This window comes from Enterobacter cloacae complex sp. BZL2005 (genome assembly GCF_049238885.1).
Taxonomy (GTDB): Bacteria; Pseudomonadota; Gammaproteobacteria; order Enterobacterales; family Enterobacteriaceae; genus Enterobacter; species Enterobacter roggenkampii.
Genome location: NZ_JBMKGI010000015.1, coordinates 73,603 through 98,430, shown reverse-complemented (window position 1 = coordinate 98,430; position 24,828 = coordinate 73,603). Strand labels below are relative to the sequence as shown.

The following is a 24,828-nucleotide window of genomic DNA, read 5'->3' as shown; positions in this document are numbered from 1 at the left end:
CTACAAAAAAACCAACATAACAGGGGAGAAAATGGGTTCCACACGTAAAGGGATGCTGAACGTCCTGATCGCCGCCGTTTTATGGGGCAGTTCCGGCGTTTGCGCGCAGTACATCATGGAGAAAAGCCACATTTCTTCGCCTTACCTGACCATGGTTCGCCTGCTGTTTACCGGCGTGATCCTGCTGACGCTCTCCTTCGTTCACGGCGACAAGATTTTCTCGGTCATCAAGCATCGCAAAGACGCCCTCAGCCTGCTGTTTTTCTCGCTGGTCGGCGCGCTCACCGTGCAGCTCACCTTCCTGCTGACGATTGAAAAATCCAACGCCGCGACGGCCACCGTGCTGCAGTTTCTGTCGCCAACGATTATCGTGGCGTGGTTCGCGCTGGCGCGGAAAAAGCGCCCCGGCGTGTTTGTTTTGTCCGCGATTGTGACCTCGCTTGTCGGGACGTTCCTGCTGGTCACCCACGGCGACCCAACCTCGCTCTCCATCTCGCCTGCCGCCCTGTTCTTCGGCATCGCCTCGGCGTTTGCCGCCGCGTTTTACACCACCTATCCGTCAACGCTGATTGCCCGCTACGGCACATTGCCGATTGTCGGCTGGAGTATGTTAATTGCCGGATTAATGCTGACGCCGTTCTACGCCGGACGTGGCACCACCTTCGTTATCGACGGCGGCCTGCTGCTGGCGTTTTTCTACCTGGTGGTGATTGGCACCGCGCTGACGTTCAGCCTGTATCTGAAAGGCGCACAGATGATCGGCGGGCCGAAGGCGAGCATCCTGAGCTGCGCCGAGCCGCTGAGCAGCGCGCTGCTGTCGGTGGTGTTGCTGGGCGTGGCGTTCACCCTGCCGGACTGGCTGGGGACGCTGCTGATCGTGTCGTCGGTGGTGCTGATTTCGATGGATTCGCGTAGAAGGGTTAAGGCATCGGCGTAGCCTGATGCCCTCACCCCAACCCTCTCCCACGGGAGAGGGAGAAAAACACTACTTCGCTTTAACCTTCCCTGCCACCAGCAGCGCCGTCAGCAGCATCAGCGTGCCGGAAATCACCAGCGGTGACGTCAGCCCCAGATGGTCGAGCGCCACGCCGCCAATGGCCGCGCCGCAGGTGTTCGCCAGCTGGATCACCGCCACCTGAATCGACCCGGCTTTTTCCGCCTGATCGGCAAGCGAGCGGGTGATCCACGTCGACCAGCCCACCGGCACCAGCGCAAAGGCAAAGCCCCAGATAATCGCAATGGCAGACGCGACCCACTTATCGCTACCCCACAGCACCAGCACCGTGGCGCTCGCCGCCAGCACCAGCGGCGCACCCGCCAGCGCCACCTTCAGGGAGCGTTTCAGGAACTGGGACGACAGCGAGGTACCGACAAAGCTGGCGATACCGAAGCTCAGCAGCACCAGCGTCAGGCCGTCTACGTCAAAGCCCGCCATGGTCATAAACACCGGGCGGATATAGGTAAAGAAGGCAAACTGCCCGGCAAAGGCCATAAAGATGGCGGTCATCCCCGCCAGCACGCCGGGGCGCTTGAGCAGCGCGAACATGTTCTGCTTATGGTGCGCCGCTTCGCCCGGCAGGGACGGCAGCGCTTTCCACACCCAAATGATGCAGAGCAGGCCCATCACCGCCGCGGCGTTGAAGACGTTACGCCAGCCGATAATCCCACCGAGGAAGCTGCCAAGCGGCGCGGCAATCACCAGCGCGATAGAGACCGCACCGAAGATAACGGAAAGCGCTTTTGGCACCGTCCGCGCGGGCACCAGGCGCATGGTGAGCGAGGCCGACATCGCCCAGAAGCCGCCGAGCCCCAGCCCCAGGCAGGCGCGACCGAGCAGCAGCAGGGTGAAGCTTTCCGCGAAGGAGACCAGCAGGCAGGAGAGCGTCAGCAGCACGCTGAACAGAATGACCACCTTGCGGCGGTCGATGGTGCCAATCACCTGGGTGATAAACAGGCTGGCAAACATCGCCACAAAGGCGGTGACGGTAACGGACTGCCCCGCCACGCCTTCGGAAATGCCCAGATCCTGCGCCATTGGCGTCAGCAGGCTCACCGGCAGAAACTCAACGGTAATCAGGCAGGCGACGCAGAACGCCACGGAGAAAACCGCCGACCAGTTGGGGCGTGAAACCTCTTTGGTCTGCGGTCGGGTCGTGGGCTGGATATGTTCTGTCATGGCGTCACCTGAAGATAAAAACGTGCGGAAAAGTCGCGCAGTTTATCATCAAAAGTGTGACGAATTTAACGTTTAGACAACTTTTGTGGTTTTTAGAGGGGATCAGTGCAGGTAAAACACGCCCTCTTCCGGCAGGAAGAGCTGGTTATAGCGTAGCTGGAAGGCGTTCAGCTCCTGCGGATCGGGCTCCATCTCGCGCATAAAGCCAAGCGCCAGACGAATTTGCGCATCGGTAATGGGTGCGGCAAGGCGGGCTTTACGCAGCATGCGGTGCCAGGCGTGCAGGTTCTCCTCGCTGCCGTCGACAATGCAGACCTGCCAGATCAACAGCACCTGCGCGGCGTTTTGCAGATGCGCCTCGTCCGGCCGTTCAAGGTAGCGGATAAACTCATTGCCCGGCGTTTTACCGAACTGATCGATCATCGACTCAACCGGCATCGGGGTGATGCCAAGACGCTCGCTTAAACGTTTGATGGCGCGGCGGGAATCTGAGGTCAGGACGCGAAATCCCACCACAAACACCACGGCAAGCGTTGCCAGCATTATCCAGACCATGCGTTCTCCTTAGACTAGCCGCTCATCATAGCGGGAAACGCACGGCGTCAACAGCGGGCATAACCAGAATAGTGCTCTGAAAAGACGTTGCGGAATGGGGGATCAGGTATTAACGCCGTCGGCGCAAATAAAAAAGCCCGGCATCACACCGGGCAAAGAAGTTACCTGCACACTCAGGCCGCTTTTAATTTCTGCGCGCGATTTTCACGGCGAATTTTACGTTCTTCCAGCACCGCGACCATCGCCATCAGGACGATACAGCCGATCGCTGCCGCATCCAGCGCCGCGAAGGTTCCCGCCCAGCCGGTGAGGCCGAAAATTGGCGTGCCGTCGGCGATCATCCCCAGACCCAGCTTGGCAAAGCTGTCGCCGATCAGATAGGCGAAGGTGCCTTTAATCCCATCGGCAGCGCCGATCGCTTTTTTCGGCACGAAGCCCACTGCCGCCACGCCGATCAGCAGCTGCGGACCAAACACCAGGAAGCCGAGCGCGAACAGGGATGCCAGGTAAACGTACTGGTTGCTGGCGTGCTGGTAGATGCCGAGGGTGGCGATAATCAACGCCAGCGCGATGCAGGCCACCAGCGCGCGACGGCCGTTGGCGAGGTCGGAGAGCCAGCCCCACAGCAGCGTGCCGACCAGCGCGCCCACTTCGAACAGGGTGAAGCCCTGAATTGCTACTTCTTTAGAAAGCTTCAGCTCCTGGAAAGCATACACGGTTGACCACTGGTCAATGCCGATACGCACCACGTAGAGGAAGATGTTTGAGAAGCAGAGCAGCCAGATCACTTTGTTTTTCAGCACGTACTCAACAAAGATCTGCCATTTGGTCATCTCGTTCTCTTCGGTCTCTTTGTCCTCTTCGCTGATCTCCTCGCCGAACAGCTCTTCGGCTTTGCCGAGGCCGTACGATTCTGGGGAGTCGCTGCCGTAGCGAAGGCCGATAAAGCCGACGATTAGGGCGATAATCGACGGGAAGATAAACATCCCGATGACGTGGCCGTCGAACAGGTAGTTTGCGCCGAACAGCGCTACGCCAGCCGCGCCCGCCCCGCCGAGGTTGTGGGAGATGTTCCACATGCCGAGGTAGGAACCACGCTTGCGGCGCGGGGTCCATTTGGTAATGGTGGAGTAGCTGCACGACCCGCCGGTACTCTGGAAGAAACCGCTCAGGGCGTAGAAGGCGATCATCAGGAACAGGCTAACGGAACCCGCGCCCATGCTGGCGCTGAAGCCGAGCATACAGATGGCGGAGAGGATCAGCATAAACGGCAGGAACTGCTTGGTGTTTTTGCCGTCTGCATAGTACGAGACAACGGTTTTCCCCACGCCGTAGGTGATGGAGAAGCCCAGGCCAATCATCCCCAGCTGCGTCATGCTCAGCCCGTAGGTCGAGATCATGTCGTTCTGCGCGATGTTAAAGTTTTTGCGGATCAGATACATGGTCAGGTAGCCGATGAAGACCACCAGATAGGACTGCATGAACGGTTTGAACCACATCTTGCGCCGCACGTCGAGCGGCAGATCCAGAGTCGGCTTGCGCACCTGGTTTAAGAAGGCCAGCATGGTTGGTTTACTCCTGAGCTGATTTTTGCAGCATTGTAAAAATCAGCCGGGAGAGATGCCTGAGACAGCGTCCAGGTAAAACCGGGAAAATTTCCTAGTTTTGCGCCACTCGGGGTGAAAAGGTGAGGCGCATCACATCACGCTGGCTTCACGCGGGGCCTGCGCATGTAAAAACGGCAGCAGCAGCAGGGCGGAAATTCCCGCCGCGATGGCGATCACCGCGAAGAAGCCACTCCAGTGCCAGATGTCGATGACCCGCGCCAGCGGCCAGCCGGAGAGCGATGCGCCAAGATAGGCAAACAGCCCGACAAAGCCCGTCGCCGCGCCTGCCGCCTCCTTGTGGGAGCACTCCGCCGCCGCCATGCCGATCAGCATCTGCGGGCCAAACACGAAGAAGCCGATGGTGAAGAAGCACGCCGCCTGCATGACGTAGCTGGCGAACGGCATCAGCCACAGCGAGCCAACAGAGAGCAAAATCCCGGCGGCAAAAATCAGGTTCATCGGGCCGCGGTTGCCGTTGAACAGCTTATCCGAGCCCCAGCCCGCCACCAGCGCGCCGATAAACCCGCCCAGCTCGAACATTGTCACCGCCGAGTTGGCGGTCACCAGGTCCACGCCGAGCGTCTCGGACATGTACAGATTGCCCCAGTCGTTGATGGCCGCGCGCACCACGTAGACCAGCACGTAGCAAAGCGACAGCAGCCAGATGTACGGGTTTTTCAGCACGTATTTGGTGAGGATCTCCCTGCGGGTCAGCCCCGCGCCCTCCTGCTGCTGGGCAATCTCCATCTCGTCGTGCCGCCAGTCGCCCACCGCAGGCAGGCCCACGGTCTGCGGCCTGTCACGCAGGCGCCAGCAGAGGAACAGCCCGGCGACAATCGCCAGGCCACCCGCAATCATCATCCCCACGCGCCAGCCGTAGTGCAGCGCCGCGGCCCCCACCACCATCGGGATCAGCGCCCCGCCGACGTTATGTGCGGTGTTCCATATCGCCCACCAGCCGCCGCGCTCGTTGCGCGAGTACCACGTCGTGAGCAGGCGGGCGCAGACCGGCGCGCCCCAGCCCTGGAAGAAGGCGTTCAGCGCCCACAGTAGGGCAAAGGCCCACAGCGAGGTGGAGAAGCCAAACAGGATGTTCACCACGCCGGTGGCGATCAGCCCTACGCCCATGAAATATCGCGCGTTGGAGCGATCGCTGACGATGCCGGAGAAGAACTTCGACAGGCCGTAGGTGATGTAGAACAGCGTCGCCAGCAGGCCGATGTCGGTGCGCGTCATCACGCCGCTGGCGAGGATCTCCGGCGCGGCGGCGTTGAAGCTTTTGCGGGTAAAGTAGAACAGCGCATAGCCGAGCCAGATGGTAATCAGAATATGACGCCGCCAGTAGCGGTAGCGGGCGTCGATTTCCGCTTTGTTGCTTAACGGGGCTGCGCTGGCTGGGGTTTTAAACATGATGCGTCCTTAACGGCAGGCTGACGCTGACGCGCGTCCCGTGGGTGCAGGAGAGGCTCAGCGTGCCGCCAAGCGCCTTCACGCGCTCGCGCATGCCCGCCAGGCCAAAGCCCTGCTGCCCGGAGCCGGGCGGCAGGCCGCAGCCGTCGTCTTCAATTACCAGCATCAGGCGCTCGTCCTGCTGCCAGCCCTGGATCGTGACCGCGCTGGCGCTGGCGTGTTTGACGATATTGTTCAGCCCTTCCTGACAGACGCGGAACAGCGTCACGCGCTGGCCTTCGCTCAGCGCAGGTTCGTTAATTCGCCAGTCGAGATGGCTGACAATGCCGCGGCTTTCCAGCTCCATCTCGCGCATCAGGGAGCGTACCGCCTGCTCCAGCGACAGGTCGTCAAGCTGGCGCGGCCGCAGCCTGCCGAGCAGGCGTCGCACCGAGTCATACACACCCAGTGAAAGCTGTTCGATATGCGCCCCGCCCTGCTTCACGCCTGCGTTTTCTGCCGCCAGGCGCTGAACAATGCCCGCCTGGGTGCGGATGGCGGTAATGGTCTGCCCGATGTCATCGTGCAGCTCGCGGGCCACCTCCTGCCGCACGCTCTCTTCCGTCTCCAGCAGGCGTTCAGCCAGACGCCGGTTGCGCGCCAGCTCGGTCTGCAGGGACTGATTCAGCTCGCGCAGGCGCTGAATGCCCGCCCCCAGCAGCAGCCCGGTCAGGCTCTGGGCCAGCAGCGAGAGCAGCAGATCCACCGGATGGTCGTGCCAGGTCTGGCTGGCGATCAGCGCGATGGCGTTCATCAGGGTGGCGATCAGCGCCCCCTGCCAGCCGTAGTGCCAGGCCAGGGCAATAATCGGCAGCGCCAGGCAAAACGGCGTGAAGCGTGAAAGCTCGGCGGGCAGACCGAGCTGGAGCCAGAGGCTCACCACGAACAGCAGCAGATACCAGATGAGATGCCGGGCGCGCCAGTTCACCGGTTGGGACACCAGCCCCGGACCAAGCGGCTGCCAGACGGTGCTGGAGAGATAGTGCCAGAAAACCAGACAGGTCGGCGCCAGCGTCAGGCCGCCGGTGAGGGTGAGCAGCAGAGCGTTGAGCATCTCCCTATCGCCAACCCACGGCAGGGACTGCAGCAGCGCGGCGGCAATCAGCGCCGCCCCCTGGCGCAGCAGCGTGCGCCAGTCGCGCTGGTGACGATAGCGGGAAATGAGCGCAACGGGGAGAAGCGTGAGCAGACTTCCGGTCATCAATAAGGGCAGATGCGCGAGGGCCACTTCCTGCGCCAGCCAGACCAGCAGCAGCCACTCTGCGCCCAGCAACACGGGCCAGTAGCCGCGCGGGCACTGGAGCATTAACCCCAGACGCAGGCCGAAGGGAAACAGCAGCACCGCCAGCTCAGGACGTTCCACCAGATGCAGGCTGATGCTCCACAGGCAGAACCACGCGGCGGAGAAGATGAAAAAGCTGGCAACGACGGCGATCAGCCGCGAAAAGACGGGACTCATTGCCAGCTGTCGAACATGCAGCGCGCCAGCTCGACGTCGTTGCTGACGTTGAGTTTTTCCATCAGGTTGGCGCGATGGACGTGCACGGTCTTCGGCGACAGATCCAGCTCGGCGGCAATCTCTTTTACCGACATCCCCTGCGCGAGCTTCTCAGCCACCTGACGCTCGCGCCGGGTGAGCGGATCCTGTCGTCCAGCCGCCAGCTTGATGGCGATTTCCGGCGTCAGGTAGCAACCGCCGGTGGAGACGGTGCGCACGGCGGCAATCAGCTCGTCCGGGCTGCAGCGTTTAGAGAGGAAGCCGCGTGCGCCCGCGTTGAGTGCCTGCTCGACCAGCGCCGGGCTGTCGTGGACCGAGAGCATAATGGTCGCCATTCCTTTCGGCAGCTGGCTTAACAGCTCCAGCCCGGAGAGATCCGGCATCGAAATGTCGCAGATACAGACCTGCACCCCGCGCCCCGGCAGGCCCGCCAGCGCCTCGCGGCCGGAGCCAAACTCGGCCACGACCTGGAAATCCGGTTCGAGGTTGAGAAGCTGGGCAAAGCCAGAGCGGACGATAAGGTGGTCGTCGATAAGGGCGATGGTGGTCATGTGTGTTCCTGCGGTCTGAAAAAGCCGGATGGCGCTGCGCTTATCCGGCCTACAAGAGCGAAAGACGCTTACCTTAAGCGATCTATTCGAAGAACACCGCAATTTTGTTAAACATGGTGGGATCGGACTGGTTGCGCGCCACGTTGGTGACGTCCTCCAGCTTGTCGATTTGCGCCATCATCTGCTCCAGACGCTGGTCATCGTTGACCAGTAGCCAGATGCGGCTGTGCTCGCTGCCCTGAATAGGCAGACAGAGAATGCCTTCCACGTTAAACGCCCGGCGGGCAAACAGCCCGCAGACGTGGGTCATGACGCCAGGGTGGTTGCGGACGGTGAGTTCCAGAATGACGTTATCATGTTGTTTCTGCATGGCTTATTCTCCCACCATCTCAGTATTTGCCGCACCCGGCGGCACCATCGGATACACTTTTTGTTCAGGGTCGATACGCACGTGGATCAGCGCCGGGCCCGGACGCGAGATCGCCGCCTGCAGCGCCGCGTGGGCATCCTCTTCCGCGTTCAGATCGCAGGTGTGCAGGCCAAAGCCGGCGGCAATCTGCATAAAGTTAATCATCCCCGGATAGGTCGCCGCAAACACGCCCTGCTTGTAGAACAGGCTCTGCTGCTGGTGCACCAGCCCCAGCGCCTCGTTGTTCATCAGGATGATTTTCACGTCTAACTGGTTTTCGGCCGCAGTTGCCATCTCCTGAATGTTCATCATCAGGCTGCCGTCGCCGGAGAAGCAGATGACCTTGCGGTCCGGATTCGCCAGCGCCGCGCCCACAGCTGCGGGCAGGCCAAAGCCCATGGTGCCGAGGCCGCCGGAGGTCAGCCACTGGCGCGGACGGTTCAGCGGGTAGGCCTGGGCGGTCCACATCTGGTGCTGGCCCACGTCGGTGGTGATAATCGCGCTGTCGTCCACGCAGGCGGCAACGGCGTTGATAAGACCATAGTGGCTCAGCGGGTCGCCTTCAGTTGGGATCGCACCCGGGAACTCGCGCTGCAGTTCGGCCACCAGCTGGCGCCAGTCGGCGCGATCGGTCGCGTCGGTTTGCGGGATCAGCTGCGCCAGCACTTCGGCCACGTCGCCCTGAATCGCCACGTGCGGCTGCTTGATTTTACCCAGCTCGGCGCGATCGATATCCACGTGAATGATTTTCGCGTTCGGGCAGAACTCCTCGGTTTTGCCAATCGCCCGGTCATCAAAACGCGCGCCCATAACAATCAGCAAATCCGCCTCTTGCAGGATGTAGTTGGTGCTGCGCGCGCCGTGCATGCCCAGCATCCCCAGGGACAGCGGGTGCGCTTTTGGCAGCATACCCAGCGCCATCAGGGTCATGGTGGTCGGCAGGTTGGCTTTTTCCGCAAACTGGCGGATTTCATCCGCAGCGTTAATCGCCCCGCCGCCCAGATAGAGCACCGGGCGTTTGGCGGCGTTAATCATGGCGGCGGCGTCGCGCACGCTCTCAGCGCTGAACTCCGGCGCGGGGGCACGCTCGCCCGGCTCCGGCAGAACGTCGATCTCGATCTCTGCGGTCTGGACATCCTTAGGAATGTCTATCCACACCGGGCCCGGGCGGCCGGACTGCGCAATGCGGAACGCATCGCTAATAACCTGAGGAAGTTCTGCGATGTCGCGAACTAAATAGTTATGTTTGGTGATGGGGATAGAGATGCCGTAGGTATCCACTTCCTGGAACGCATCGGTACCGATCATCGAGGACGGCACCTGGCCGGTAATGCAGATCAGCGGAATGGAGTCGAGGCGCGCGTCGGCGATGGCGGTGACCAGGTTGGTTGCGCCCGGGCCGCTGCAGGCCATACAGACCGCCGGTTTACCCTGCGTGCGCGCCATGCCCTGAGCGATAAAGCCTGCCCCCTGCTCGTGGCGTGCCAGCACGTGACGGATCTGCGTGCTTTGGCTTAACGCATCGTACAGCGGCAGCACCGTGCCGCCGGGGATGCCCGCAACCGTGGTGATGCCCTGTCGCTCCAGCAGATGAACGATCAGCTGCGCGCCGGTAAAACGCGTCTTGGTGGATGTTGTGCCCGAACTTGCCATGCTCCAGTCCTTTTCTTCTGGGCCGACTTTCCGGGGAGGGTCCTAAACGAAAAACCCCGCCCGGTTTGCGCCGGCGGGGTTTTGGATTCGTGTGTTGATCCAGTCCCTACGGCGCATTGCCGACGACCACCACCACACGCACGACGACCACTGCGGCTGGTTGCGCAGTTTTTAGTAGGGTCGAAGTGAAGATGGATGAAGTCATTGGGGACCTGTGTTTGGAATCATTGATGGAATTTATACAAACACAGGTTTTCGGGCGTGACAATGGAAATATTTTCATCTGCGCAAAAATGCGTCAGGGATCACGTTTCGTTTGTTGGGGGATGAAAACAAAAAACCCCGCCGGAGCGAGGTTTTTATCAGGATTTTGCGGTTGGTCGCCGCAGAACACACTGTGTTACGTCAACGCAAAAAGTATACGCGATCGAAGACGAACGCGCAATTCCGGCACGGATTTTGACGTTTTTGAGTATGGATCGCCTTCCAGATTTTGTCCACAAAATACTGTTCATACGTACAGTATTTATCTATACTGAGGGTGTTCGCAGTGAGCGAGGGGGCCGCAGTTCTACCGGCGCAACGAAGTCCTGGCTGAAACGGGTGGTGCCGTCAGTGCCTTAACCCCTGAAGTGAGCACACTGTGTTACGTCAATCCAGGTGCTGGCAACAGGCGGCGGAAAGGTACGCCAGCATCGTGCTCCTTTTAACCAAAAGGAGACGCGTATGAGCGTAGTGGATATGGTGATACTTATCCTCAAACTCATTGTTGCAGTACTGCAACTGCTTGATGCTGTCCTGAAATTCGTTCGGTAATTCAGGTTCAAGTCGCACCTGAGAGGGGCGGGCAACCGCCCCTCTTTAATAACGAGGGAATGCTATGTCGCGTCTGTTAATTGAGCCTGTCACGCCAGAAGAGCCGGGGTACATCGCCCTGAAGGCTGAAAGTATCGCATCGAATTTCAACATGCTGCGCAGGCTGGAAGAGAGCTGGCAGCGGGGTGAGAACCGCTTTAACGCGCCGGGTGAAAAGCTGCTGGGGGCGTTTCTCAACGGCAAGCTGGTTGGCGTGTGCGGTCTGAATCGCGATCCGTTCAGCCAGCAGCCGCGCGCCGGGCGTATTCGCCATCTCTACGTCAGCGAGAAGTGCCGCGGGCTGGGGATTGGCAAGCAGCTTTTGACCGTGGTGATGGTCGATGCCAGCATCTGGTTCGATTTCCTCAATACCCATGCGCCGGACGCTGCCTACGGATTTTATCGCCAGGCAGGGTTTACGCTGGTCTCGGACGAACCGCGGGTGACGCACCGCCTTTTTTGTGCGGTGTAACCGGCTGGCAGCTTCAGGACGTGAATGTTACAGTTGAGTGACAACTCATCACCCGATACGCCATGACCCTCACCGTATTCTGCATTTTACTCTTCGCCGCGCTGCTGCATGCCAGCTGGAACGCCATCGTCAAAGCCGGAACGGACAAGCTTTATTCTGCAATCAGCGTCAGCGGCTCCGCCACGCTGATTGCCCTGGTGCTGCTCCCCTTCTCTCCACAGCCCTCTGCCGCAAGCTGGCCGTTTTTGATCGTCTCCTGTGCCTTACAGGTGGTCTACACCGTGCTGGTCGCGAAGACCTATCAGGTTTCCGATATGAGCCAGACCTACCCGCTGATGCGCGGCACCGCCCCGCTGCTGGTGGCGCTGATCAGCGTGCTGGCGCTCGGCGATCGTCTCTCCTGGCTCGCCTGGTCCGGCATCGGGGTAATTTGCCTGTCGATTCTGGCGATGGCAATGAACGGGCGCATGCAGTCACGCAAGGGGATCTGGCTGGCGCTGCTGAACGCCTGCTTTATTGCGGGATATACGCTGGTGGACGGCACCGGCGTGCGGCTCTCGGAGACCGCGCTGGGCTATACGCTGTGGACCTTCTTTATGAACGGCTTCTGCCTGCTGAGCTGGGCGATGGTCGCGCGTCGGCGCGAGGCGTCCGGCTACCTGCGTCTGCACTGGAAAAAGGGGCTGCTTGGCGGGGTGGGGACCATGGGCTCTTACGGTCTGGCGCTGTGGGCGATGACGCAGGCGCCGCTGGCGGTGGTTGCGGCGCTGCGTGAAACCTCCATACTCTTTGGCGCGCTGATCGCATTTCTGCTTTTAAAAGAGAAGGTTGCGGGCCTGCGCATCGCGGCGGCGCTGGGCATTGCCGGCGGCGCCATTCTGCTGCGTCTGGCGTAAAGCACTGGCAACATTAGTTGCCGTTCTTGTTTACAAATCCTGCCTTTACCGGTTTTTCCATTCACCGCGACAATGCTTAAATTGTCATCTCTCTGTGGTAGATTCCTCGCGCATTTATGGGAATGCGCAGTCACTTATTCTTCATTTTTCTCTTTTGGCAAAAGTATTCAGCGACATGAAAAAGCAACGGAACGTTAACTTATTGTTGATGCTGGTGTTACTGGTGGCCGTCGGTCAGATGGCGCAAACCATCTACATTCCGGCGATTGCCGACATGGCAAAGGAATTGAACGTCCGCGAGGGCGCGGTACAGAGCGTAATGGCGGCCTACCTGCTGACCTATGGCGTTTCGCAGCTCTTCTACGGCCCGCTCTCCGACCGCGTCGGGCGTCGCCCGGTGATCCTGGTGGGCATGAGTATTTTCATGGTGGCGACGGTGATTGCCATTACTACCCACAGCCTGACCGTACTGATTGCCGCCAGCGCCCTGCAGGGCGTTGGGACCGGTGTTGGCGGGGTGATGGCACGAACCTTACCGCGCGATATGTATCAGGGCACCCAGCTCCGTCATGCTAACAGTCTGTTGAATATGGGGATTCTGGTCAGCCCGCTGCTGGCCCCGCTGATCGGCGGCCTGCTGGACACGATGTGGTCCTGGCGCGCCTGCTACGCCTTCCTGCTGGTGCTGTGCATCATTGTCACCTTCAGCATGGCGCGCTGGATGCCGGAAACGCGCCCGCAGGACGCGCCGCGCACGAAGCTGATCGCCAGCTATAAAACGCTGTTCGGCAACGGCGCGTTTACCTGCTACCTGCTGATGCTGATTGGCGGCCTGGCGGGCATCGCGGTGTTCGAAGCCTGCTCCGGCGTGCTGCTGGGCGCGGGGCTGGGCCTGAGCAGTATGGTGGTGAGTATTCTGTTTATTCTGCCGATCCCGGCGGCGTTCTTCGGCGCGTGGTTTGCCGGGCGACCAAACAAACGCTTCTCCACCCTGATGTGGCAGTCGGTGATCAGCTGTCTGCTGGCGGGTCTGATGATGTGGATCCCGGGGCTGTTTGGCGTGATGACCGTCTGGACGCTGCTCATCCCGGCGGCGCTGTTCTTCTTCGGCGCGGGGATGCTGTTCCCGCTCGCCACCAGCGGCGCGATGGAGCCGTTCCCGTTCCTCGCAGGTACGGCGGGCGCGCTGGTGGGCGGTTTGCAGAACATCGGTTCCGGCGCGCTGGCCTGGCTCTCGGCGATGATGCCGCAGACCGGGCAGGCTAGTCTGGGCCTGCTGATGACGCTGATGGGGCTGCTGATTTTACTGTGCTGGCTGCCGCTGGCGTCGCGTGTCCCGCATCACGAGCAGCCGGTTTAACCGCATGATGGCCCGGCTTCTCGCCGGGCTTTTCACAGACAGGGGCGATCATCGCCTGCAGTAACGGCTCTGGCGCAGGCCGCCAGGCGCCCTCTTCCCCGTCGTAAAACTGGAAATCCGCGTTAAGCGCATACGGGATTTTGGCCTTTTGCAGCTCGCAGGCCATAAAGGTGGCGAATGCGACTTGCGAGGCGGTTGGCGTAAAGCGGCTTGACTCCCCCACGCCCCAGCCCCCGACCCAGCTAACGTGCCCGGTTTTTTGCTGCCAGTGCAGCGCGGCATTGATGCGGTTACGGATTGCCGCTTTCTCTGCCGCCGTGCCGGACGTCCACGGGTATTTACCGCCATTCTTCAGCGGCCCCCACGGGAAAATATGCCACTCCGCCAGCAGATAGGTTTGGCTGTGCGCGGGCAGCTTCAGGCTGGATAACTCCTCCGGCGCGGCACGCAGGCGTGGCGCAATGAAGATCATGCGCTGCGGGTCGATGTCGTGGATCGCTTTAACGGTTTTTTCATAGACGCGGTTTAGCGACGCCAGATTGTGGTTAAGCTTGTCGGCAGGCTCATAAATGAGATCAAAACCCAGCAGCGGGTAGCTTTGACCGAAATAGTGCGCCACGGCAATCCACCAGTTGACCGTCTCTTTCTCGTTATCGGCTTTCGGGTCGTTTTTATATTCATCAGCCTGATAAGCGACTATCGGGATTACGCCATACTGCTCACAGGCTTCTACCAGCTTACGCAGGTGGATCAGCCGCGCTTCCGTCGGCTCGTCGGCCACGCGGATGCGCACGTGGGTAATGCCTTTAGCCCGAAAATCGCGGACCACCAGCGGATCGAATTCGCGTATGCCGCGCTCGGTGCGCGCCCAGTCCACATCCATCCCGACGCCAAGCTGCTGCGCATAACGGGCAGCCGTCAGCGGCGGCTCAGCGGCAATGGCCCAGCCGGAAGAGATCAGTAACGCGGTCGCTATAAGAGGCTTTAACACGGTTTACCCTGGATAAATCGAAAGCATTACCTGTATTTAGCATGCTTTTTCACATTTGGTGTAGCGCGAAAGCGTAATAATTCTTCAACCTGCCAGTTCTCTCAGCCAGCCGATAAAGGCGTCTATTTTCGGCCACTGACGGCCAGAAAGCGTCGAGACATAGTAGTGCTGATGGCATTTCAGGGTCTTGTCACCAAACGGGGCGATCAGTTCGCCCCGTTCAAGCCGTTTTTGCACCAGCCGCTTTCTCCCCATCGCGATGCCGACATGGTTGATGGCCGCAATAATCGCCAAATCCGACCGATCGAAGCCAATGCCCGACGATGGCGGCATATTTACCCCAAAATGCTGCGCCCAGCTCAGCCACTCATCCGTACCGGAATCATTGCTCCAGGCCTGACGGTCGTGCAGCAGCGTGCAGTGGCTAAGGTTATCGGGGTTTTTCAGCAGCTCATGCTCGCGGGCATACTGCGGCGAGCAGACGGGCAAAATTTCTTCGTCCATCAGGAAGTGATGAGACAGATGGTTTGGCGGCGTATCGTCGAAATAGAGCGCCAGATCGACGCCCGTTCGCTGCATATTGACGTAATCATTGCCGGTCAGGACGGTGAGCGATATTGACGGATAGCGGCGGGTAAAATCCCCCAGCATCGGCACCAGCCAGCACTGAGCGATCGACGGCCGGGAGTAGACCGTCAGCGTGCCGGACAGCGCCTGGTTTTTGATGTCCAGGATCTCCTGATTCAGGGTGTCGAGGGACGATTTTAGCGTCCAGTAAACGCGCTTTCCCTCCTGCGTCAGCTCGACTTTACGGTGCGAACGGACAAACAGCTGAATACCCAGCTCCTCTTCCAGCAGGTTGATGCGGTGGCTCACCGCGCTGGGGCTGAGCGACAGCTCCTCCGCCGCCAGCGCGAAGGATTCATGTCGAGCCGCCACTTCAAAGGTGTACATTTTCGACAGCTGCCAGCCGTTGAGCAGCCGGTTTCTGGCTTCATTTGCATCGGTCATCACAATTCTCACGCGTGGTTTCTGCGCTCAGCATACTGTTTAAGGGTGAATTTATGTGAACCTAATGCGGATTAAGTGCGTTTTTTAGAGCGCAGTCACTCAGTTGATTCAATCTGGCTCACCTGAACGCCAATTTATATCGTTTGTCAGCCCACGCCGCTTTTTCGTCCAATACCCCCAGATGACATAAGGGTGAGGTGAGATATGGGATCTCAGGTCTGGGTTGTGGCAACGCTGCTGGTCAGCATTGTGTTGATTGTTTTAACCATCGTTAAGCTGAAGTTTCACCCGTTCCTCGCGCTGCTACTGGCGAGCTTTTTCGTCGGCGCAATGATGGGAATGAGCCCGCTGGATATGGTAAACGCCATTGAGAGCGGGATTGGCGGCACGCTGGGCTTCCTGGCGGCCGTGATTGGTCTTGGGACCATTCTCGGCAAGATGATGGAGGTTTCCGGCGCGGCAGAGCGCATCGGGATCGCCCTGCCGCGCTGCCGCTGGCTGTCAGCAGACGTGATTATGGTGCTGGTGGGCCTGATCTGCGGCATTACGCTGTTCGTGGAAGTGGGCGTGGTCCTGCTGATCCCGCTGGCGTTTTCCATCGCCAAAAAGACCCACACGTCGCTGCTTAAGCTGGCTATTCCGCTTTGTACCGCGCTGATGGCGGTGCACTGCGTGGTGCCGCCGCATCCGGCCGCGCTGTTTGTGACCAATAAATTAGGGGCGGACGTTGGGACGGTAATCGTCTACGGCCTGCTGGTGGGCCTGATGGCCTCTCTGGTCGGCGGCCCGCTGTTCCTGAAGCTGCTCGGCAATCGTCTGCCGTTTAAACCGGTTCCGGCAGAATTTTCAGACCTGAAGGTGCGTGAAGAGCACACCCTGCCGTCGCTGGGCGCCACGCTGTTTACGGTGCTGCTGCCGATTGCCCTGATGCTGGTGAAGACCATCGCCGAACTGAATATGGCAAAAGACGGCACGCTGTATACGCTGCTGGAGTTTATCGGCAACCCGATCACCGCCATGTTTATCGCCGTGTTTGTCGCCTACTACCTGCTGGGCATCCGCCAGCATATGGGCATGGGCGCGATGCTGACGCACACCGAGCACGGCTTTGGCTCTATCGCCAACATTTTGCTGATTATCGGCGCGGGCGGCGCGTTCAACGCCATCCTGAAAACCAGCGGACTGGCGGACTCGCTGGCGCAAATTCTCTCGAACCTGCACATGCACCCTATCCTGCTCGCCTGGCTGGTGGCGCTGGTGCTGCATGCCGCCGTAGGCTCCGCCACGGTCGCGATGATGGGCGCCACGGCCATCGTCGCGCCGATGCTGCCGCTCTACCCGAACGTCAGCCCGGAGATCATCACCATTGCCATCGGTTCCGGCGCCATTGGCTGCACGATCGTGACCGATTCCCTCTTCTGGCTGGTGAAGCAATACTGCGGCGCGACCCTGAATGAGACCTTCAAATACTATACGACGGCGACGTTTATCGCCTCGGTGCTTGCACTTGGCGGCACATTCCTGCTTTCTTTCATTATCTGAGCGCGAAGAGACGTATTATGGAAAACGCAACTATCACCACTTTAACCGCACAGTTTCCTCTGGTTGAGGATCTGATTGCCCTGAAAGAAACCACCTGGCTTAACCCGAACACGACCACGCTTGAAGAAGGGCTGCCCTATGTCGGGCTGACCAAAGCCGACGTGGACGATGCCCATGCGCGCCTCAACCGCTTCGCGCCATATCTGGCGAAAGCCTTCCCGGAGACGGCCGCAACGGGCGGGATTATTGAATCCGAACTGGTCGCCATCCCGGCAATGCGGGCGCGGCTGGAGAAAGAATCTGGCAAATCCATTCCCGGCACGCTGCTGCTGAAAAAAGACAGCCATTTGCCGATCTCCGGCTCGATTAAAGCGCGCGGCGGTATCTATGAGGTGCTGACCCACGCGGAAAAACTGGCGCTGGACGCCGGGTTGCTGAGCGTTGAAGACGACTACAGTATCCTGCTGGAGCCGCGCTTTAAGGACTTCTTCAGCCAGTACAGCATTGCGGTAGGCTCAACCGGCAACCTGGGGATGTCCATCGGCATCATGAGCGCCCGCATCGGCTTTAAGGTGACGGTGCATATGTCCGCCGACGCCCGCGAGTGGAAGAAAGCCAAACTGCGCAGCCACGGCGTCATCGTCGTGGAATATGAGCAGGATTACGGCGTGGCGGTGGAGCAAGGACGCAAAGCGGCGGAAAGCGATCCGAACTGCTTCTTCATTGACGATGAAAACTCCCGCACCCTGTTCCTGGGCTACGCGGTGGCGGGCGAGCGTCTGAAAGCACAGTTTGCCGCTCAGGGCCGCGTGGTGGATGCCGATCATCCGCTGTACGTCTACCTGCCGTGCGGCGTCGGCGGCGGTCCCGGCGGCGTGGCGTTTGGCCTGAAGCTGGCCTTTGGTGACAACGTCCACTGCTTCTTCGCGGAGCCCACGCACTCCCCGTGCATGCTGCTGGGCGTTTACACCGGCCTGCACGATGAGATCGCGGTGCAGGACCTGGGCATTGATAACGTGACGGCGGCGGACGGGCTGGCGGTAGGACGCGCCTCCGGCTTCGTGGGCCGCGCGATGGAGCGCCTGCTCGACGGGTTTTATACGCTTTCCGATCAGAGCATGTACGACATGCTCGGCTGGCTGGCGCAGGAGGAAGGCATTCGTCTGGAACCGTCCGCGCTGGCGGGCATGGCCGGACCGCTGCGCGTGCCTTCAGATGCCAGCGTTACCCACCTGGTGTGGGCGACCGGCGGCGGCATGGTGCCGGAAGACGAGATGGCGAAGTATCTGGCTAAAGGGCAGTAATTCTGCCGGGTGGCGGCTGCGCCTTACCCGGCCTACGGTTCGCGGCAGTTGTAGGCCCGGTAAGGCGTAGCCGCCACCGGGCTTTAAAAGCTCACAATTTGCTGAATGTGAGTCACTGCGAAGAGTAAAGACAGCGACAGCACGGCCAGGGCGATGAGGAACTTATCCCGCACCGCCTTCGGCTGCACAAAGTCGTCCTGCGCTACGTCCATCAGGTTACGGCTGCGGGTATAGCGCCATAAAACGATTGCCACCAGCGCCAGCACAACAAGCGAGATCCAGAACGGCACCCCGGTGCGGTGCCAGTTGTGCTTAATCGCCAGGGCGATCAGCGCGCCATACCCCAGCAGCGTGCGCAGCCAGGCGAGTGACGTCCGCTCCGGCTGCAGGCCGGGGTCCGCTTCGCGTCGCGCTTTGCGACTATCCGCCATAGAACACCAGCACCATCACCACGCCCGCCACCGCCAGCAAAATCGCGCTGATGATGAGTAACCCGCGCGTATAGGGCAGATCCTGCTTCAGACGCATCGCCTTCTCATTGCGCAGCCAGCGCAGATAGCCGTAAATTGCCAGCACGCCCGCAAACAGGCACAGCAGCAGCGCCAGCACTTCACGAATCAGCGGCGTGGCGAAATCAGGCGCGAGCTGGTCGAGCCCCACCCCGGCGGCAAGGAACCCCAGCGCGGTGCGGATCCACGCTAAAAACGTGCGTTCATTAGCCAGCGAGAAGCGGTAGTCCGGCGCTTCGCCGAGGCGGGAAATTTTCATGAAGGTTCCTTGTCGTGCAACGGGCAGGCTTCAGCATAGCGTAAATCGACAAGGACAAGGAGACCGGCATCGGGCGATGCCGGTCAGGACGATCAGTGCAGCGCTGGCCAGTAATCCTTGTTGGCCTCGATCAGGTCATCCAGAATCGCTTTTGCGACGGACGCGCTCGGCACGGTTTTCGACAGGGTAATCGCCTGCCAGAGTTTCTGGTACGAACGCTGCTCCCAGGCATCCACCACCAGTTTTTCCACCGCCACCTGCTGGCTCATCAGCCCTTTCTGGAAGTGTGGAATATCGCCCACCGTGAGCGGCTCCGGTCCGTTATGGCCCACCAGGCAAGGAATTTCCACCATCGCGTCGGCATCAAAGTTATGGATGGCCCCGTTGTTGGGCACAATCAGCAGCATGCGTTCCTGGGTATTAAAGGCAATCGCGGTCGCCAGATCGACGATGTACGACGCGTGTTCGTCGATTTCCAGCTCACCGGCGGAGGATTTGCCCGCCTCGATAATCGCCCGGCATGAACTGAATACATGCTTCTCACGGTGGTCCATGACCTCATTGGCGCGGGTGCGTTCCGGGTTGGAATGCGCGACCACGTAGTCCGGGAACAGGTAATACTTCAGATAGGTGTTCGGCATGGTGTCCGGATCCAGCGCCTGCACGTCTTTGGCTTTGGCGAAGGTATCGTTCCAGCTCGCTTCGGTATGGGCATCGTCAGAAGGGGGAACATAGCCGTTTTTCGCCACGTATTCGCGCAGCTTCGGCATCAGATCGTTGCCTTTCAGGTCTTCAATCGACGTCCACCAGCCGAAATGGTTCAGGCCATAGTAGCGCACGCGCATCTCTTTACGGTCTTTCAGGCCGACAATCTGCGCCATGCGCCCTTCAATGCCGATTGGCATGTCGCAGATGTTGAGGATTTTGGCGTTCGGACGCAGGCGGCGCGTGGCTTCCGCAACAATCGCCGCCGGGTTGGAGTAGTTCAGCATCCACGCGTTCGGAGAGTACTGCTCCATGTAATCCACCAGCTCCAGCACGCCGCCGATAGAGCGCATGCCGTAGGCGATCCCGCCCGGGCCGCAGGTTTCCTGGCCCAGCACGCCGTGGCGCAGCGGGATTTTTTCATCCTTTTCTCGCATCGGGTATTTGCCCACGCGGATATGCGCCATCACGAAATCGACATCGCTAAACGCCGCTTTCGGATCGGTGGTGTAGCTGAATTCAATCTCCGGGGCCTGCTCCTTAAGGATGATTTTGCACGCTTCGGCGATGGTTTCCTGACGCGCGCCGTCGTTGTCATAGAACTTCAGGGCGCGCAGCGGGAAACGGTCACGGTTGGCTAACAGCATCAGGACGATACCAGGCGTAAAGGTGCTGCCGCCGCCTGCAATGACAACTGAGAATTTTTTCATGATATAGCCTCTGTCAGGGTGGTTTGTTCATTCGTTAAGGATGTTTTCATCAGCGATTCCAGCTGGTCGCGCACCTGAGGAACGTGCAGACCGACAATCACCTGAATGCCGTTGCCGCGTCGCACCACGCCGTGGGCGCCGAGGGCTTTGAAGACGTCATCGCTTTGCGTTTTCGCCATATCGACCAGGGCGATGCGCAGGCGGGTGGCGCAGTTGTTGATGCTGTCGATGTTGGCCGCGCCGCCCAGCGCCTGCAGGAACCCGGCTGCCTGCCCGACCTGCTGGCTGGCCGCGGCCGGAGCGGTGGTTTGCCCGCGTGCCGCCTTATAGTCGGCCTTGCTGTAGAGCTTGATTTCGCTCTCTTCCCGGCCCGGGGTTTTCAGGTTCAGACGCGCAATCAGCGTTTTGAAGACCACGAAGTAAACTCCGGTAAAGCAGACGCCAATGCCGATCTGGGTGAACACCGTCGAGGCGTGGTTGTGGAACATCGGGATCCAGTTTTGCGGCAGGAACTGGTCCAGCAGGCCGCCGCCCATGTTCCCGACCACGCCGAAGGTGTACATCACCGTTGCCATGGTGGCCGCCAGCACGGCGTGAACGGCAAACAGCAGCGGCGAGATAAACAGGAAGGTGAATTCGAGCGGTTCGGTAATGCCTACCAGCACGGCGGTAAGCGTGGCCGGGACCAGCAGCCCCGCGACCTTGACGCGGTTTTCCGGCGACGCGGTATACCAGATCGCCAGCGCAATCCCGACCGAGCCAAACACTTTGGAGTTGCCGTGCAGCGCGAACCCGCCCTCCGGGAAGAGGGTTTTCAGCGGCAGGGTGCTCTGGCTGAATTCCTGCAGGTGCTGCGCCCAGTAGACCTGAATCCCGCCTTCCACCGCCGCCGGGCCAAAAATGAACGGACCGTAGACGAAGTGGTGCAATCCGGTTGGGATCAGAATGCGTTCCAGGAAGGTATAGACCCATACGCCCAGCGCACCGGCAGAACGCAGGAACGCCTGCAGGGACTCGATGCCCATCTGCACTTTCGGCCAGCCCAGCAGCGTCAGCCAGGCGCAGGGGATCATGACAAAGAACGCGAGGATAACGACAAACGAGCTGCCCTGGAAAATCCCCAGAAACACCGGCAGCGGCTTGTCAAAATAGCGGTTGTGGATGGCGGTAACGATGCCTGAAATCACGATGGCGCCGATGATGCTGGTATCGAGCGTTTTAATCCCGGCAATCATCGCCAGCCCGCTTCCCGCTGTCGGTTCGGCGGAGAAGTCGACGCCGAAGAAGTGGCCCCAGGTCATCCCCATCGCGTTGATGAAGTAGTTCCAGGTCAGGAAGCTAATCAGCACCGCCAGACAGGCGCGGCCCTGGGCCTGCTTCGCCAGGCCAATCGGCAGGCCGACGGCAAAAATCAGCGGCATATTGCGGAACACCGCCCAGCCGCCCTCTTCAATGATGTGAACAATCTGCGCGAAAAGATGATCGGGGGCCGTTAAGGCTTCGCCGACAAACAGCGGGTTGCGAAGCATGATGGCGATTCCCACCACGATCCCGGCGAACGGAAACAGCAACACCGGGGTAAACATGGCACCGCCAAAACGTTGTATTTGACTGAGCATTTTTAAATCCTCATGAAACAACCTGTAGGGGTAGAGGCCTTTATGGTTTTTTGCTGGCCTGAGGTGAGCATAAGAACTTACTGATGCGCGAACATGGCGTGCCGCTGCGATTCGTGATCGCATTCATGGTTTTATTTTGACCAATCAGGTCTACTTTTTACGGTAAATATGGACATGTCAGGACGCCATCCACGCCCTGATAAGGGCAGAGAGGTCTACTGGTGATCTACAAATCGATTGCCGATCGATTGCGGCTACGGCTGAATTCATCGGACTACAACATCGGCAGTCCGCTACCGGGCGAGAAAGCGCTAGCGCAGGAGTTTGGCGTGGCGCGAATGACCATCCGCAAGGCGCTGGATCTGCTGGTGAGCTGGGGGCTGGTTGAACGGCGGCACGGCAGCGGAACGTTTGTGTCACGCAAAGACGTTCACCACGAAACCACCAACCTGACCGGGCTGGTGGAGGTGCTGCGTCAGCAGGGAAAAGAGGTGCAGAGCAAGGTCTTACAGTTCGAAGTGATGCCCGCCCCGCCCGCCATCGCCAGCCAGCTGCGAATTCAGGTGGATGAGCGGATCTACTTTTCCCGGCGGGTGCGCTACGTGGACGGAAAACCGCTGATGCTGGAGGACAGCTTTATGCCGGTGAAGCTGTTTCGCAATCTGTCGCTGGCGCATCTTGAAGGGTCAAAGTTTGATTACATCGAGAAGGAGTGCGGGATCACCATCAGCGGCAACTACGAGAGCCTGACGCCGGTGCTGGCCGATAAGCAGCTGGCGGGTTATATGAACCTGCCGGAACAGACACCGCTGTTGCGTATCACCTCCCTTTCCTACAGCGACAGCGGCGAGTTCCTCAACTATTCCGTGATGTTCCGAAATACCAGTGATTACCAGGTGGACTACCATCTGCGGCGCATCCACCCGGAAGATTTACTAGCTCATCCCCCAGAACAGCACCGCCAGTAGCTGCGGGGTGATGATGCGCAGGAACATCACCAGCGGGTAGACGGTGGCATAGGAGAGCGCGGCCGCGCCGCTGGTGGTGTGCAGGTTATTGGCAAAGGCCAGCGCGGGCGGATCGGTCATGGAGCCCGCCAGCATGCCGCACAGCGTCAGGTAGTTCATTTTGGCGAACATCCGCGCCAGTATGCCCACCGTCAGCAGCGGGATCGCCGTGATAAAGATGCCGTAGCCGACCCAGCTCATCCCTTCACCCTTGACCAGGGTGTCGACGAAATCCCCGCCGGACTTCAGCCCGACCACCGCCAGGAACAGCACGATGCCCAGCTCGCGCAGCGCCAGGTTAGCGCTTGGCGGCATAAACCAGTAGAGCTTACCAATGCAGCCGATACGCCCGAGAATCAGCGCCATAATCAGCGGCCCGCCCGCCAGGCCCAGCTTGAGCGCCACCGGGAAGCCCGGCACGTACAGCGGGATGGAGCCGAGCAGCACGCCAAGCCCGATACCGATGAATACCGGTAGCATCTGCACCTGCTGCAGTTTCTGCTGGGCGTTACCCACCATATCCGCGACGGCGTCGATGGAAGACGGGCGCCCAACCAGGTTGAGGATATCCCCGAACTGCAGGCTGGCCTCCGGGCTGGCGACCAGCTCGACACCCGCACGGTTAAGGCGGGAGATCACGACGTTATAACGCTCTTTTACCTGCAGATCGCGTATTTTTTTGCCAAGGACGTGCTCGTTAGTCACCACAACGCGTTCCACCCGCATATCGGTGCCGCGCGTGGAGAGCGAGGTATCCACTTCCTGACCAATCACCAGACGGGCATTGTTCAAATCTCCAGGCTGGCCCACCAGGTGCAGCAGATCGCCTTGCTGAATAATGGTGCCGGGGGCAGGCACCATCAGCATATCGTCGCGCTTAAGGCGGGAGCAGATAATATTGGCGCTGTTCAGGATCGGCACGTCCTGAATCGCCATATTGTTCAGGTTGGGGTTATCGACCCGAATGTTGATGGTTTTGATCGGCATATGGCCGTTGGTGAGCGTGGTTTCGTGGTCCTTCGCCTCTTTATCGACATTAATGCGAAACAGGACGCGGACCAGCCACATGGAGAGCAGAATGCCGCAAATACCAAACGGATAGGCCATGGCGTAGCTCATCCCCATCTGGTCGACGATGCCGGATTCGATGCCCAAATCGCGCAGGATTTGCTGCCCCGCGCCGAGCGCGGGCGTGTTGGTGACGGCCCCGGAGAAAATGCCCAACACCACGGGCAGCGGGATAGCAAAGATTTTATGCAGAATGGCGGTGACCAGCCCGCCCATCACCACAATGCCGAGAGCAAACAGGTTGAGCCGCAATCCGGAGACCCGAAGTGAGGCGAAAAAACCCGGCCCCACCTGAATCCCGATGGTATAAACGAACAGGATCAGGCCGAACTCCTGGGTAAAGTGGAGCATTTCGGCGCTCAGCACCAGCCCGAGCTGGTCGGCAAAGTGGCCAACAAAAATGCCGCCAAACAGCACCCCGCCAATCCCAAACCCGACGCCGCGGATTTTGATATTCCCTATCCACAGGCCAACAACAGCGACCAGGGCCAACACGCTGACGGTTAACGCGATATCACTCATGATCCACTTCCTTGGCATAACCTTACTTATGCTAAGGATTCTCTCAGAGCCGTGGGCGGTTGTATGGGCGATGGCGCACAAAAAAGCCCTGCCGGGGCAG

General features: G+C 59.9%; 24 protein-coding genes. 8 read left to right on the top strand and 16 right to left on the bottom strand.

What is annotated here, in order from left to right:
- Nucleotides 1–31: 31 nt before the first annotated feature.
- A complete protein-coding gene (locus ACOTXI_RS20335) occupies nucleotides 32–937 on the top strand; it encodes an EamA family transporter (RefSeq protein WP_032654354.1) in 906 nt (301 codons plus the stop codon).
- 48 nt (nucleotides 938–985) lie between these two features.
- Here ACOTXI_RS20335 and nepI read toward each other — a convergent pair whose 3' ends face one another.
- The 9 genes from nepI to ivbL all read right to left on the bottom strand — a co-directional run bounded on the left by nepI (nucleotide 986) and on the right by ivbL (nucleotide 10,103).
- Nucleotides 986–2,176, bottom strand: coding sequence for a purine ribonucleoside efflux pump NepI (nepI, locus tag ACOTXI_RS20330; RefSeq protein WP_021242697.1), 1,191 nt, complete (start codon nucleotides 2,174–2,176; stop codon nucleotides 986–988).
- Between the two features lie 102 nt (nucleotides 2,177–2,278).
- Entirely contained in the window at nucleotides 2,279–2,731 is a 453-nt protein-coding gene (locus ACOTXI_RS20325) for a DUF1198 domain-containing protein (protein WP_021242696.1), read from the bottom strand.
- Nucleotides 2,732–2,904: 173 nt separating this feature from the next.
- Entirely contained in the window at nucleotides 2,905–4,296 is a 1,392-nt protein-coding gene (uhpT, locus tag ACOTXI_RS20320; protein WP_058653708.1) for a hexose-6-phosphate:phosphate antiporter, read from the bottom strand.
- Between the two features lie 132 nt (nucleotides 4,297–4,428).
- Nucleotides 4,429–5,748 (bottom strand): MFS transporter, encoded by a 1,320-nt coding sequence (locus ACOTXI_RS20315; protein ID WP_058653709.1) that lies wholly within the window; start codon nucleotides 5,746–5,748, stop codon nucleotides 4,429–4,431.
- Nucleotides 5,741–7,246, bottom strand: a complete 1,506-nt coding sequence (gene uhpB / locus ACOTXI_RS20310) for a signal transduction histidine-protein kinase/phosphatase UhpB (RefSeq protein WP_087855322.1) — start codon at nucleotides 7,244–7,246, stop codon at nucleotides 5,741–5,743. Before uhpB ends, ACOTXI_RS20315 begins: the two co-directional genes overlap by 8 nt.
- Nucleotides 7,243–7,836, bottom strand: coding sequence for a transcriptional regulator UhpA (gene uhpA / locus ACOTXI_RS20305; RefSeq protein WP_008500143.1), 594 nt, complete (start codon nucleotides 7,834–7,836; stop codon nucleotides 7,243–7,245). Before uhpA ends, uhpB begins: the two co-directional genes overlap by 4 nt.
- Nucleotides 7,837–7,918: 82 nt before the next feature.
- The gene (gene ilvN / locus ACOTXI_RS20300; RefSeq protein WP_008500144.1) at nucleotides 7,919–8,206 is read right to left on the bottom strand and encodes an acetolactate synthase small subunit; all 288 of its coding nucleotides are present in this window, start codon (nucleotides 8,204–8,206) and stop codon (nucleotides 7,919–7,921) included.
- A gap of 3 nt (nucleotides 8,207–8,209) precedes the next feature.
- Complete coding sequence (gene ilvB / locus ACOTXI_RS20295; RefSeq protein WP_045353349.1) at nucleotides 8,210–9,898, bottom strand: acetolactate synthase large subunit; 1,689 nt, start codon at nucleotides 9,896–9,898, stop codon at nucleotides 8,210–8,212.
- Between the two features lie 106 nt (nucleotides 9,899–10,004).
- Complete coding sequence (gene ivbL, locus ACOTXI_RS20290; RefSeq protein WP_057979964.1) at nucleotides 10,005–10,103, bottom strand: ilvB operon leader peptide IvbL; 99 nt, start codon at nucleotides 10,101–10,103, stop codon at nucleotides 10,005–10,007.
- Between the two features lie 521 nt (nucleotides 10,104–10,624).
- Here ivbL and tisB point away from each other — a divergent pair.
- The 4 genes from tisB (at nucleotide 10,625) to emrD (ending at nucleotide 13,481) form a co-directional block, all read left to right on the top strand.
- Nucleotides 10,625–10,714: a type I toxin-antitoxin system toxin TisB gene (gene tisB / locus ACOTXI_RS20285; RefSeq protein WP_008500146.1), complete on the top strand. Its 90-nt coding sequence runs from the start codon at nucleotides 10,625–10,627 to the stop codon at nucleotides 10,712–10,714.
- Nucleotides 10,715–10,778: 64 nt separating this feature from the next.
- Nucleotides 10,779–11,225, top strand: coding sequence for a GNAT family N-acetyltransferase (locus tag ACOTXI_RS20280; protein ID WP_058653711.1), 447 nt, complete (start codon nucleotides 10,779–10,781; stop codon nucleotides 11,223–11,225).
- Between the two features lie 62 nt (nucleotides 11,226–11,287).
- Nucleotides 11,288–12,121, top strand: coding sequence for an EamA family transporter (locus ACOTXI_RS20275; RefSeq protein WP_045414798.1), 834 nt, complete (start codon nucleotides 11,288–11,290; stop codon nucleotides 12,119–12,121).
- A 175-nt stretch (nucleotides 12,122–12,296) separates the two neighbouring features.
- Complete coding sequence (gene emrD, locus ACOTXI_RS20270; protein WP_023293703.1) at nucleotides 12,297–13,481, top strand: multidrug efflux MFS transporter EmrD; 1,185 nt, start codon at nucleotides 12,297–12,299, stop codon at nucleotides 13,479–13,481.
- Here the strand turns inward: emrD and ACOTXI_RS20265 are convergent.
- Complete coding sequence (locus tag ACOTXI_RS20265; RefSeq protein WP_058653712.1) at nucleotides 13,384–14,472, bottom strand: cellulase family glycosylhydrolase; 1,089 nt, start codon at nucleotides 14,470–14,472, stop codon at nucleotides 13,384–13,386. The genes emrD and ACOTXI_RS20265 overlap by 98 nt on opposite strands.
- A gap of 84 nt (nucleotides 14,473–14,556) precedes the next feature.
- Nucleotides 14,557–15,483, bottom strand: a complete 927-nt coding sequence (gene dsdC, locus ACOTXI_RS20260; protein WP_045895415.1) for a DNA-binding transcriptional regulator DsdC — start codon at nucleotides 15,481–15,483, stop codon at nucleotides 14,557–14,559.
- Nucleotides 15,484–15,687: 204 nt separating this feature from the next.
- On the opposite strand from dsdC, the gene dsdX reads away from it, so the two are divergent.
- The gene (gene dsdX / locus ACOTXI_RS20255; RefSeq protein WP_058653713.1) at nucleotides 15,688–17,025 is read left to right on the top strand and encodes a D-serine transporter DsdX; all 1,338 of its coding nucleotides are present in this window, start codon (nucleotides 15,688–15,690) and stop codon (nucleotides 17,023–17,025) included.
- A gap of 17 nt (nucleotides 17,026–17,042) precedes the next feature.
- On the top strand, nucleotides 17,043–18,329 hold the full coding sequence (dsdA, locus tag ACOTXI_RS20250) for a D-serine ammonia-lyase (RefSeq protein ID WP_021242686.1): 1,287 nt from the start codon (nucleotides 17,043–17,045) through the stop codon (nucleotides 18,327–18,329).
- A gap of 83 nt (nucleotides 18,330–18,412) precedes the next feature.
- On the opposite strand, the gene ACOTXI_RS20245 is transcribed toward dsdA, so the two are convergent.
- From ACOTXI_RS20245 to ACOTXI_RS20230, 4 genes are all read right to left on the bottom strand, one after another.
- Nucleotides 18,413–18,760, bottom strand: a complete 348-nt coding sequence (locus ACOTXI_RS20245; RefSeq protein ID WP_021242685.1) for a DUF202 domain-containing protein — start codon at nucleotides 18,758–18,760, stop codon at nucleotides 18,413–18,415.
- A complete protein-coding gene (locus ACOTXI_RS20240; RefSeq protein WP_024907384.1) occupies nucleotides 18,750–19,097 on the bottom strand; it encodes a YidH family protein in 348 nt (115 codons plus the stop codon). Before ACOTXI_RS20240 ends, ACOTXI_RS20245 begins: the two co-directional genes overlap by 11 nt.
- A 92-nt stretch (nucleotides 19,098–19,189) precedes the next feature.
- Nucleotides 19,190–20,512: a 6-phospho-alpha-glucosidase gene (locus ACOTXI_RS20235; RefSeq protein ID WP_045336451.1), complete on the bottom strand. Its 1,323-nt coding sequence runs from the start codon at nucleotides 20,510–20,512 to the stop codon at nucleotides 19,190–19,192.
- A complete protein-coding gene (locus ACOTXI_RS20230) occupies nucleotides 20,509–22,131 on the bottom strand; it encodes an alpha-glucoside-specific PTS transporter subunit IIBC (RefSeq protein ID WP_039267110.1) in 1,623 nt (540 codons plus the stop codon). Before ACOTXI_RS20230 ends, ACOTXI_RS20235 begins: the two co-directional genes overlap by 4 nt.
- 221 nt (nucleotides 22,132–22,352) lie before the next feature.
- Here ACOTXI_RS20230 and ACOTXI_RS20225 point away from each other — a divergent pair, with 221 nt between their 5' ends.
- Entirely contained in the window at nucleotides 22,353–23,099 is a 747-nt protein-coding gene (locus ACOTXI_RS20225; RefSeq protein WP_008500159.1) for a GntR family transcriptional regulator, read from the top strand.
- Here ACOTXI_RS20225 and ACOTXI_RS20220 read toward each other — a convergent pair.
- Nucleotides 23,067–24,728, bottom strand: coding sequence for a putative transporter (locus ACOTXI_RS20220; RefSeq protein WP_103786829.1), 1,662 nt, complete (start codon nucleotides 24,726–24,728; stop codon nucleotides 23,067–23,069). The genes ACOTXI_RS20225 and ACOTXI_RS20220 overlap by 33 nt on opposite strands.
- Between the last annotated feature and the right edge of the window lie 100 nt (nucleotides 24,729–24,828).